Origin of the sequence: Cohnella xylanilytica (genome assembly GCF_014212175.1) — a bacterium.
GTDB lineage: Bacteria > Bacillota > Bacilli > Paenibacillales > Paenibacillaceae > Cohnella > Cohnella xylanilytica.
On record NZ_JACJVR010000068.1, the window covers coordinates 37,343 to 48,930 of the forward strand.

Below are 11,588 nucleotides of genomic sequence, written 5' to 3' on the forward strand. Positions count from 1 at the left end.
GACCGGGGGCGAGCGCTCTCGGTCTCCCTCCGCGAATGGACCAGACAGGAAGGAGGGGCCGAATGAAGCCGGTATCGGAAAAGCGGCAGCGCAACTTGTTCATCGGCACGTTCATTATCCCTACGTTCGTTTTTTTCTGTATCTTCACGATCTACCCGGTCGTCCAGGCCTTGTATTATTCGCTGTTCGACTGGTCCGGCATGTCCGAGCACAAGACGTTCATCGGGCTGGGCAACTTCAAGGACATGTTCAAGGACCCGATCGTCCTTCGCGCCATCGGCAACGACTACTTCCTCGTGGTCGGCAAGATCGTCGGCATCATGATCATCGCGACCTTCTTCGCCGTCGCGCTGACGCGCTTCAAATTCAAGCTGGCCGGCTTCTTCCGGTCGATCTTCTTCATCCCGAACGTCATCTCGGTCGTCGTCATCGGCGTGCTGTGGAACTTCATCTACAACCCGCAGATCGGCTTCCTTAACGCCTTCCTGTCGCTGTTCACCGAGGAGAAGGTGGACATCGCCTGGCTCGGCTTCACTTCGCATACGATCTGGATGCTGCTGCCTCCGGCCGTGTGGGCGGGCATCGGCTTCTATATGATTCTGATTATCGCGGCTATCCAGAATATCCCGGACTCCTTCTACGAGGCGGCCGAGCTGGAAGGCGCCGGGCAATGGCGTCAATTCCGGAGCATCACCGTTCCGCTCGTCTGGGAGCAGATGAAGGTCTCGATCATCAACATCATGATGACGACGCTGAACGGCTCGTTCGTCATCGTCTGGATCATGACGGAGGGCGGGCCCGACAATTCCACCCAGGTCATGGGCTCCTACTTGTACCAGATGGCGTTCCGGCAATACCACTTCGGCTTCGCGGCCGCGATCGGCGTGCTGATCCTGGGGCTCTCACTCATAACGACGGTCGTCATGCAGCGGCTGCTGCGCCACGAGACCGTCGAGCTTAGCTAAAGGAGGACAACGGGATGCATTCGGGCATCAAGAATCCGGTCGTCAAAATCATTTTCTACGCCATCCTCGTCATCTGGGGCTTCTCCGTCTTGTATCCGCTGCTGTGGACGCTGCTGGACGCGTTGAAGGACAACGAGCAGTTCTTCTTCAACGCGCCGTGGGCGCTGCCGGAGGTTCCGCTCATCTGGTCCAACTTCTCGTATGTCTGGAGCAAGTACAACTTCGACCGGTATTTTATCAACTCGATCGTCGTCACGGGCGGCTCCACGCTGCTCGGGCTGCTGCTGTCGGCGATGACGGCGTACGTGCTGGCCCGCTACAAATTCAGGGGAAGCGGAGCGCTCTACCTGCTCTACATCTCTTCCATGATGGTTCCGTTCATCTTGGCTTTGATCCCGCTTTTTTTCCTGATGAACTCGCTGGGCTTGATCAACACGACGATCGGCCTCGTCTTCGTCTACGCGTCGAGCGTTCTCGCCTTCGGCATCTTCGTGCTGGTCGGCTTCTTCAAGTCGCTGCCGAAGGAGCTCGAGGAGGCGTCGATCATCGACGGGGCGTCCCATTACGGAACGTTCTTCCGCGTCATGCTGCCGCTGTCGCAGCCGGGCCTCATCACCGTCGGCATCGTCAACGTGCTCAACATCTGGAACGAATATATCGTGGGCACCATTCTCATCAACGACCCGAAGCATTATACTCTTCCCGTGGAGATCGGCGTCATGCAGGCGGAGATGCAATACCGGACCGAGTGGGGACCGCTGTTCGCGGCTCTGCTCATGACCATCGTGCCGGTTCTCGTCATCTACATCGTGTTCCAGCGCAAGATCGCGAGCGGCATTACGGCGGGCGCGGTCAAATAAGAGGGTGAATCGGACGCCATGTCGGCGGAGATACGGAAGCTGCTCGTCATGAACGCGATCACGTCCGTCGTGACCGTGTACATCGGAATTTTCGTCAATCTGTATATTTGGCAGGAAAATCAACGCATCGCAGACGTATCGCTTTATAATATGGCGATGTTCGTCAGCTGGGGCGCTGCGTTCGCGGCGGCGGCCAAGCTGCTGACCCGGTTCTCGATCCGCCTGCCGCTGTGCTTGTCGGCTCTGTGCGGGGGAGCCGCTTTCTTCTACCTGATGACGTCGCACCTGGACAACCGAACGCTATGGATCGTTCTCCTCGGCCTTCCGGTCGGCGCCATGTTCGGGCTCGCCCAAGCCGCGCAGAACCTCGGAGTCGCGCTGCAGGGCAGGGGGAGCGAGTTCGCTCCGTACTTCGCCGCCGTCCATATCATCGTTCAAGTCGTCTCCATCGCCGTTCCCATCGCGTCCGCCAAGGTCATCGACGGATTCGGGTACGGCGGTTCGTTTGCTCTCATGCTTGCCTTCCTGGCGCTGATGCTCGTTGTCTCGGCGCGTATGCCGAGGATCCGGCTTCGGAAGCCGGAGGACCCGGCGGAGGCGAGGCGCTTCGGCCAGTTCGGCGCGAGGCTGGCGTTCGGGCGTCCCGGGGCGCGCTGGATCGTCCTGTCGTTGATGGCGGCCGGCGTGTTCATGCAGTTCCAGAACCTGTTCGCGCTGCTGTTCACGTTCTCGGTCACGCAGAACAAGCTGCTGATCGCTCTGCTGAACGTCGCGTACACGCTGAGCTCCCTGCTCGGCCTGTGGCTGTACCGCCGCTTCCGCTCGGGCGAGATGCGCTGGCTGTGGCTCGGCAACGGCCTGCTCGCCGCGGGCTTCCTGATCGCCTTGCTCCAGGAGCCGGCCGCGCTGATCGTCTCCAACGTCCTCACGACGATCGGCATGTTCTACTTCTCGACCGTCTGGAACGCGCAGCAGTTCCGCTATATCGAGTTTGCCGGCGCGGCTTCGCAGGCGTCGTTCCTCGTCTGGCGGGAGTGCATCCTCATCGCCACCCGGTGCGCGCTGCTGGCGATGACGATGTCGCTGACGCGGCTGCAGGGCGTAGGGTTCGTCACGATCGTGGGGATCACCATCGCCTGCATGCTCGTCATTCCGCTGGTCCAGAGCAAGGCCATGCGAGCGCTGCAAGGCTCCTATCCCGTTCAAGCGTCGCCAGAGGCTCCCTCCCCGGTCGGATCGTGAACCGGGAGAGGGAGTCTTCTTTGCGGAAGGGGATCATGCTGCAATCGGGTGGATGGAATTAATATCCTTAAAAAAGTCGAGGGTCGAATGATGAGCCGCTTGGTCCTGATACCGCTTTTCCTCTTCTTGTTCGTTAGTTGCTCGGCACCGCGGGATTCCGTCTTCGTACCTGGGGCGAATGACTTTGCGATACAGGCAGAGGATAAGAGTCTGACCCTAAGAGAATCGATTGGCGCGGCGGACCTGGCGGGGATTCTCGGCCAACCGATTACGGAAACCGTAGAGCACCTGAGAGGAGACGGGTTTACCGGCTCAAAGCTCAAAAAGGTAAGGTATGAGGGACTCGAGATGGAGCTGTTCTCGCCGGAGGACGATGGAGATACGTTCTGGATTATGACGATGGTCGTCTCGACGGCTAAATACCCGACTTCCCGAGGCGTGCGGATCGGCAGTTCCGTTAGACAAATGGACAAAGCTAATCCCGGCATCCGGCTCGCCAATGACGGCAGATCGCTTCCCATGAACGGGGCTTACGAAGCGGAGGATGGACGCGAGTCCAACCGCATCGTCTTCGAGGTAGAGAACGGGATCGTTACTCAAATCAGGATTTTCCATCTTATCCCTTAGGCTTAGGTTTGCACGCGATACCAGTACGAATAGAGAGGTTCGAAGCCGAGCTTCGCATAGAGCCGGTTGGCCGGAGCGTTCTTCCGCACGACCTGGAGATAGGCGGAATGGGCGCCTGACGTCCGGGCCCAATTCAGGATGTGAAGCAGGAGCTGCTCTCCGACTCCTTGGTTGCGGCAATCCGGGTTCGTGACGATATCATAGAGGCCGACGTACCCGCGTTCGACGGCGCCCATTCCGCAAGCGACCGCCTCCCCGCCCCGGTATAAGGCGAAGAATCGCTTCGAGGGATACGGTTCCGCCAGCAGCTTGCGCGCCGTCGCCAGGTTCTTGTCGGAGTAGCTGTTCCAGGCGGCTACATGCTCGAGCCACTCGTCCGTCGCCGCCGAGCGTCCGGTCGCTTCTCCAGGCCAGGAGGACGGCGGCAGTCTGGCGAGCGACCGCACGAGCACGTGCGAAGGCTCGACGACGGCGTACCCCAGCTGCTCCAGAACCGAATCCAGCGAGGCGGGGCGGGAGAACGGCGTTAGTTTGAAAATCGTCGGCAAACCGGCTTCGGCATAGACCCGTTCGCAGGCGGCGATCCGGTCTTGAATATCCGAGGGGTCGGGGATTTCCCTTAGGGCCTGCACGGAATTGGAGCGCTTCGTGTATCCTTCGGACAGCCTGACAAGCCAACCGTCCACGTGGACATGCCGAAGAGCGGGCCAAGCGTTCAGCGTCAGCTCCTCGATCCGTTCGGCAGCGCGGGAGTGTGTGGCAAGGGCTATCTCTCCTTTTCGCGATAGGATTAATAAACATACAATACGGCGAATAAAAAACTCCTTTCCAGCGGCGAGGGCGCCCATCCATCTAGCGCACAGCCTCATTTCTCGCAGATCCCCTGCGAGTACGGCTCGCAAGTCTCATCCATCTCCGCAACAAGCGGAAAAATCCGTCTTGTTGGGGCAGCCGACCGGCGAACCGACCGCAACAAGCGGAAAAAACCGTCTTGCCGAGCGCGCGCCTGCCCCGCAACGAAAAAAATCCCCGGCTCCAAATCGCGGAGCCGGGGATTCTCCTATTCTTTTCCCGCAACCTCACATCCGGCAAATCTCCTTCGGGCAATTCTCGCACCGGCACACCCCGCGCAAATAGTCGATGTCCTTCACGATAATGTGCCCGTCGCGGACCGCGACCACGTTCTCCTTGCGCATCTCGGACAGCATCCGGTTGACGCACTCCCGCGTCGCCCCGATCATGTCCGCCATCTCCGTATGGTTGATCTTGAGCGAGATCAGCGTGCCTTCCTTATCCGGCGTTCCGTTCGAATTGCACAGCCGGATCAGCAGCGAACAGAGCGCCCCGGACTTGCCGTACAGCATCAGGTCCCGGAACTTCGTCTGCGTCATCCGGTGCATAAGCCCCATCCACTTCATGAACTCGATCGCCAGGTCTCCATGCTGCCATAGCAGGACCTCGAGGTCGGCCATCTGCATGACGCCGATCTCCCCGTCCTCCAGCACTTCCGCGTTGAACGAGTGCTCCGCGTTCTCGAACGGGTCCGGCTGCCCGTACATATCGCCTCGCTGAAGCAGGTACAGCGTGATCGGCCTGCCGTTGTCGGAGGTCTTCGTGATGCGCACCCGTCCCCGGCGGACGAAGATAAGCTTGTCGGCGGGGTCCCCTTCCCAGAACAGCACGGAGCCCTTCTCGATCGTTCGGCGGTACATGATCCCTTGCAGCTTGGCGAAGCTGTCGGCGGAGAAGAACCGGGCGCTTCCTTCCAGGGCGTCGTTCGGGATCGGAAGTCTCGGCGCTTGAGTCGGGGAGGTCGTGTTCATTCGGGGCACGCTCCTTTGGCTTGATGCTTTTATTGTAGATCATCGGAACGCTCGGGGTTATGAGGGGATTAACTGAATCTGGCGGGGGGAATTCCCTGATTTTGCCCGGGGAACTCCCGATGATGATCTATATCACTGACCGGGAGCCTCCCGCGAGGTTAAATGGGAGTGGAAAGGCCGAAGGGCCAGCCTTGGAGAAGCCCGGTATCGGGAGATAAGGAGGCGATCGAGTTGAGCGGTAGCGGAAGGTTCGGATGGCGGAGGAGAGGGAGCGGGCGGAGATGCTGAGCGGGATCATTCTGGCCGGGGGCGCGAAGCGGTCCATCCTCGGCGACATGAAGTCGTTGGCGCCCATGAACGGGGAGACGCTGATCGAACGGCAGGTGCGCCTGCTCGGGCAGATCTGCGACGAGATCGTGATCGTCACGGATTCCCCGCGTTCCTACTTGCGATGCGTCAGCCCGCCGGTGCGGATCGTGTCGGACTACCGTCCCGGCGGAGGCCCGCTCGCCGGCATGGCGGCCGGCTTGTCCTTGGCCCAGCGGCCGTATGCCTGGATCGTCGGCTGCGACATGCCCGATCCGTCGCCCGCGGCCGCCAAGGCGATGCTGCGGAAGCTGGTCTCCGGGGTGGACGCCGTGTGGCCTTCCGACGGGAACGGCCCCCATCCGCTGCACGGGGTGTACGACTGCCGCTGCGCCCCCCGGATCGCCGCCCTGGCGGAATCCGGGGAGACTTCGCTCTCGACGCTGCCGGCCTGCCTGGCCTGGGAGGAACTGACCGAGGGAGAGTGCGCGCAGCTCGGCATCGGCTTCGGATTCATGTCGCGGATCGGAAGCGAAAGCGAAAGCGAAAGTGAAAGCGGAAGCGGAAGCGGGAGACGGCGGATGGCATTGACACAACATTCTCAAAGGTAAGCCGCGTCGCTTGTGACGGAGTTCATAGTTGGCCCGCCGCGGGAAGCGTACGCTTAAGGCAACGGTTCGGACGACGCCGTCGCGCTCGCTCCGCCGGGGATGCACGATTCGATTGGATTCGCAAAGCGGCTGCCGACCAAATCTAGAGAACTCGGAGGGAGAGAACCAGATGGCTGTCAAAGAAAGTCCGATCAAGCAGACGCCGCCGAACGCGGCGGAGGAAGTGGAGAAGCTCGTCGCCAGGGCGAAGAAGGCCCAGGAAGCGTACCTGAAGCTGAGCCAGGAGCAGGTGGACTCCATCGTGCAGGCGATGGCGCTCGCGGGGCTGGAGAGGCACATGGAGCTGGCCAAGCTGGCGGTCGAGGAGACGGGAAGAGGCGTGTACGAGGATAAAATCACGAAGAACCTGTTCGCCACGGAATACATCTACCACAGCATCAAATACGACAAGACGGTCGGCGTCATCGAGGACAATCCCTACGAGAGCTACCAGCAGGTGGCGGAGCCGGTCGGCGTCATCGCCGGCGTCACGCCCGTGACGAATCCGACGTCCACGACGATGTTCAAGTCGCTCATCGCCGCCAAGACGCGCAACCCGATCGTCTTCGCGTTCCATCCGTCGGCCCAGCGCTCCAGCTCGGAAGCCGCGAGGACGCTGCGGGAAGCGGCGGCGAAGGCCGGCGCTCCGGAGGACGCGATCCAGTGGATCGAGCATCCGTCCGTCGAAGCGACGCAGCTGCTCATGAACCATCCCGGCGTCGCGCTCGTGCTGGCGACCGGCGGGTCCGCGATGGTGAAGGCCGCCTACAGCACCGGGAAGCCGGCGCTCGGCGTCGGCCCCGGCAACGTGCCGTGCCTGATCGAGAAGACGGCCGACGTCCAGCAGGCGGTCACGGACCTGATCCTGTCCAAGACGTTCGACAACGGCATGATCTGCGCTTCCGAGCAGGCGGTCATCGTCGAGGAGCCCATCTACGAGCAAGTGAAGAAGCTGATGAAGGACAACGGCTGCTACTTCCTGAACAAGGAGGAGACCGAAGCCGTCTCCAAGCTCGTCATCAACCCCGAGAAGTGCGCCGTCAACGCGGTCATCGTCGGCCAGCCGGCCGTCAAGATCGCCGAGATGGCGGGACTCGCGGTGCCGGCGGATACGAAGATTCTCGTCGCCGAGCTCCAAGGGGTGGGCGACGCCTACCCGCTGTCCGCGGAGAAGCTGAGCCCGGTGCTCGCGTGCTACAAGGTCAAGACGGCCGCGCAAGGCATCGAGCGGGCCGCCGAAGTCGTCGCCTACGGCGGCATGGGCCACTCGTCGGTCATCCATTCGCGCGACGAAGCGGTCGTCTCGGCGTTCGCCGCCAAGCTGCAGACGGGCCGGGTCATCGTCAACGCCCCGTCGACGCACGGCGCCATCGGCGACATCTACAACACGAACCTGCCGTCGCTGACGCTCGGCTGCGGCTCCTACGGCCACAACTCGACGACGGCGAACGTAACCGCGGTCAACCTGATCAACGTCAAGCGGGTCGCCCGGCGGACGGTCAACATGCAGTGGTTCAAGGTGCCGCCGAAAGTGTACTTCGAGCGGGGCGCGACGCAGTATCTGGAGAAAATGCCGGATATCTCGCGCGTCATGATCGTCACCGACGCGACGATGGTCAAGCTCGGCTGCGTCGAGAAGCTTGAATACTACCTGCGCAAGCGGAAGACGCCGGTGTACCTCGAAGTGTTCTCCGACGTGGAGCCCGACCCGTCGACCGACACCGTCGAGAAGGGGCGCGCGCTCATGGCGGCATTTCAGCCGGACTGCATTATCGCTCTCGGCGGCGGATCGCCGATGGACGCGGCGAAGGCGATGTGGTTGTTCTACGAATACCCGGACACCAGCTTCGATTCGCTTAAGCAGAAGTTCCTGGACATCCGCAAGCGCGTCTACAAGTACCCGCGGCTCGGCCGCAAGGCGAAGTTCGTGGCCATCCCGACGACGTCGGGGACGGGCTCGGAGGTGACGTCGTTCGCGGTCATCACCGACAAGAACAAGGGCAACACCAAATACCCGCTCGCCGATTACGAGCTGACGCCGGACGTCGCCATCATCGACCCGGAATTCGTCTACAGCCTGCCGAAGACGGCGGTCGCGGACACCGGGATGGACGTGCTGACGCACGCCATCGAGGCTTACGTGTCGGTCATGGCGAACGACTACACGGACGGCTTGGCCTTGCAGGCGATCCGTCTCGTGTTCGACAACCTCGAGAAGTCGTTCCATACGGCCGATCCGCTCGCCCGGGAGAAGATGCACAACGCCTCGACGATCGCCGGCATGGCGTTCGCGAACGCTTTTCTCGGGATCAACCACAGCCTCGCGCACAAGTGGGGCGGCCAGTATCATACCGCGCACGGCCGGACGAACGCGATTCTGATGCCGCACGTCATCAAGTACAACGCGTTGAAGCCGACCAAGTTCGCTTCGTTCCCGAAGTACGGGCACTTCATCGCGGATCTGCGCTACGCCGAGATCGCCCGCATGCTGGGTCTGCCGGCGAAGACGACGGAGGAGGGCGTCGGCAGCCTGATCACCGCCATCCGGAAGCTGAACGCGTCGCTCGGCATCCCCGAGAAGTTCGCGGATCTCGGCTTCGATCCGGCCGACTTCGAGGCGCGCGTCGACGGGCTGGCCGACCGGGCGTTCGAGGACCAGTGCACGACCGCCAATCCGAAGATGCCGCTCGTGACGGAGCTCGCGGACGTGTATCGCAACGCTTTCTACGGCAGGTTCTGAGCAAGCGGCGGAAGACGAGGCCGGCCCGGCGGGCGGGAGGGCCTCCTTCGCCGATCCTATTCGGGAGGTGCTTCGATCATGGCGAAGCTGGAAGACGAAGTGCGGCGGCGGCTGTCCGAGGACAACCCCTGGCGGAAGTTCGCGGGAGGGCCTTGGCGGGACCGCGTGGACGTGGCGGGTTTTATCGCGTCGAACGTGACGCCTTACGAAGGGGACGAGAGGTTCCTGGCGCCGCCGACGGATAATACGCGGGAGCTGTGGGAGCGGGTGCTGGAGCTGATGCGGAAGGAGCGCGAGAACGGCGGCGTGCTCGACGTCGACGTGAACACGGTGTCCACGATCACGTCCCATGCGCCGGGGTACATCGACAAGGAGAAGGAGACCGTCGTCGGCCTGCAGACCGACGCTCCCCTGAAGCGCTCGGTGCAGCCGTTCGGAGGCATCCGGATGGTCGTCGACGCTTGCGAGGCGTACGGCTACAAGCTTCCCGCCGAGATCGAGCGGCTGTTCGCGGACATTCGCAAGACGCATAACCAAGGCGTGTTCGACGCTTATACGACGGAGATGAGAACGGCGCGGAAGGCCGGCATCATCACGGGGCTGCCGGACGCGTACGGAAGAGGGCGCATCATCGGCGACTACCGCCGGGTCGCCTTGTACGGGGTAGACCGGCTGGTCGCGGAGAAAAAGAAGGAGCTGCTCGAACTCGAAGCGGGAGCGATGACCGAGGACGTCATCCGGCTTCGGGAGGAGCTGTCCGAGCAGATCCGCAGCCTCGGGGAGCTGGCCGCGATGGCCGCTTCCTACGGCTTCGACGTCTCCCGTCCGGCCGCCGACGCGCGCGAGGCGTTCCAATGGCTGTACTTCGCCTACCTGGCGGCGATCAAGGAGCAGAACGGGGCGGCGATGAGCCTCGGCCGCGTCTCCAGCTTCCTCGATATTTATATCGAACGGGACATCGCGGAAGGGACGCTGACGGAGACCGAGGCGCAGGAGCTGGTCGATCACTTCGTCATGAAGCTTCGGCTCGTCAAGTTCCTCCGGACCCCGGACTACAACGAGCTGTTCAGCGGAGACCCGACCTGGGTCACCGAATCGATCGGAGGCATGGGCCTGGACGGTCGGACGCGCGTGACGCGCAACTCGTTCCGGTTCCTGCACACCCTCTACAACCTCGGCCCCGCGCCCGAGCCGAACCTCACGGTGCTCTGGTCCGAGCTGCTGCCGGAGCCGTTCAAGCGCTACTGCGCGCGGGTGTCGATCGAGACGAGCTCGATCCAGTACGAGAACGACGAGCTGATGCGGCCGCTGTTCGGGGACGACTACGGCATCGCCTGCTGCGTGTCCGCCATGCGGATCGGCAAGCAGATGCAGTTCTTCGGCGCCCGGGCCAACCTGGCGAAGGCGCTCTTGTACGCGATCAACGGCGGCGTCGACGAGAAGCTCGGCGTCCAGGTCGGCCCGAAGACGGCCCCGATCGCGGGCGGCGTTCTCGATTACGCCGAAGTGCGCGAGAAGTACGACGCGGTGCTCGAGTGGCTGGCGGAGCTGTATATCAACACGCTGAACGTCATCCATTACATGCATGACAAATACTGCTACGAGCGGATCGAGATGGCCTTGCACGACCGCGACATCGTCCGCACGATGGCGACCGGCATCGCCGGCTTGTCCGTCGTCGCCGACAGCCTGAGCGCGATCCGGTACGCGAAGGTGAAGCCGGTCCGCAACGAGAAGGGGATCGCCGTCGACTTCGAGATCGAGGGGGACTATCCCCAATACGGCAACAACGACGAGCGCGTCGACCGGATCGCGGTCGAGCTGGCCGAGGCATTCATGGCCAAGCTGCGCAAGCACAAGACGTACCGCGATTCGATCCCGACGCTGTCGGTGCTGACGATCACGTCGAACGTCGTGTACGGCAAGAAGACGGGCAGCACGCCGGACGGGCGCAAGGCGGGCGAGCCGTTCGCCCCGGGCGCGAACCCGATGCACGGACGCGACCGGAAGGGCGCGCTCGCGTCGCTCGGCTCGGTAGCGAAGATCCCGTACGCAAGCTGCCAGGACGGCATCTCGAACACGTTCTCGATCGTGCCGAAGGCGCTCGGACGGGAGGACGCCGCGAGAATCGACAACCTCGTCTCGATGCTGGACGGCTATTCGGTCAGCGGCGGGCACCATCTGAACGTCAACGTGTTCGACCGCGAGCGGCTGCTGGACGCGATGGAGCATCCGGAGCGGTACCCGCAGCTGACGATCCGCGTGTCGGGCTACGCGGTCAACTTCATCAAGCTGACGCGCGAGCAGCAGCTCGACGTCATTAACCGGACGTTCCACGGCAGCATCTGACCGCTGGGACGCCGCGCGGGAGGGGG

The 11,588-nt window shown here is 62.5% G+C and carries 9 protein-coding genes; 7 read left to right on the forward strand and 2 right to left on the reverse strand.

The features are described 5' to 3' along the window. The first annotated feature begins 62 nt into the window (after nt 1-62). The 4 genes from H7B90_RS17450 (at nt 63) to H7B90_RS17465 (ending at nt 3,694) form a co-directional block, all read left to right on the forward strand. Entirely contained in the window at nt 63-965 is a 903-nt protein-coding gene (locus H7B90_RS17450; RefSeq protein ID WP_185137173.1) for a carbohydrate ABC transporter permease, read from the forward strand. A gap of 14 nt (nt 966-979) precedes the next feature. Further along, nucleotides 980-1,825: a carbohydrate ABC transporter permease gene (locus H7B90_RS17455; protein ID WP_185137174.1), complete on the forward strand. Its 846-nt coding sequence runs from the start codon at nt 980-982 to the stop codon at nt 1,823-1,825. Between the two features lie 18 nt (nt 1,826-1,843). Next, nucleotides 1,844-3,067: an MFS transporter gene (locus tag H7B90_RS17460; protein ID WP_185137175.1), complete on the forward strand. Its 1,224-nt coding sequence runs from the start codon at nt 1,844-1,846 to the stop codon at nt 3,065-3,067. A 90-nt stretch (nt 3,068-3,157) separates the two neighbouring features. After that, the gene (locus H7B90_RS17465; RefSeq protein WP_185137176.1) at nt 3,158-3,694 is read left to right on the forward strand and encodes a hypothetical protein; all 537 of its coding nucleotides are present in this window, start codon (nt 3,158-3,160) and stop codon (nt 3,692-3,694) included. A gap of 2 nt (nt 3,695-3,696) precedes the next feature. Here the strand turns inward: H7B90_RS17465 and H7B90_RS17470 are convergent, their stop codons facing one another. Both H7B90_RS17470 and H7B90_RS17475 read right to left on the reverse strand, forming a co-directional pair. Continuing rightward, nucleotides 3,697-4,485, reverse strand: coding sequence for a GNAT family N-acetyltransferase (locus H7B90_RS17470; RefSeq protein ID WP_446483096.1), 789 nt, complete (start codon nt 4,483-4,485; stop codon nt 3,697-3,699). Nucleotides 4,486-4,773: 288 nt separating this feature from the next. Beyond that, on the reverse strand, nt 4,774-5,517 hold the full coding sequence (locus tag H7B90_RS17475; RefSeq protein ID WP_185137177.1) for a Crp/Fnr family transcriptional regulator: 744 nt from the start codon (nt 5,515-5,517) through the stop codon (nt 4,774-4,776). A 254-nt stretch (nt 5,518-5,771) separates the two neighbouring features. Here H7B90_RS17475 and mobA point away from each other — a divergent pair, with 254 nt between their 5' ends. The 3 genes from mobA to pflB all read left to right on the forward strand — a co-directional run bounded on the left by mobA (nt 5,772) and on the right by pflB (nt 11,562). Continuing rightward, complete coding sequence (gene mobA, locus H7B90_RS17480; protein WP_185137178.1) at nt 5,772-6,434, forward strand: molybdenum cofactor guanylyltransferase; 663 nt, start codon at nt 5,772-5,774, stop codon at nt 6,432-6,434. 169 nt (nt 6,435-6,603) lie between these two features. Beyond that, the gene (gene adhE / locus H7B90_RS17485; RefSeq protein WP_185137179.1) at nt 6,604-9,213 is read left to right on the forward strand and encodes a bifunctional acetaldehyde-CoA/alcohol dehydrogenase; all 2,610 of its coding nucleotides are present in this window, start codon (nt 6,604-6,606) and stop codon (nt 9,211-9,213) included. Between the two features lie 78 nt (nt 9,214-9,291). Next, nucleotides 9,292-11,562, forward strand: a complete 2,271-nt coding sequence (pflB, locus tag H7B90_RS17490) for a formate C-acetyltransferase (RefSeq protein ID WP_185137180.1) — start codon at nt 9,292-9,294, stop codon at nt 11,560-11,562. Nucleotides 11,563-11,588: the final 26 nt, after the last annotated feature.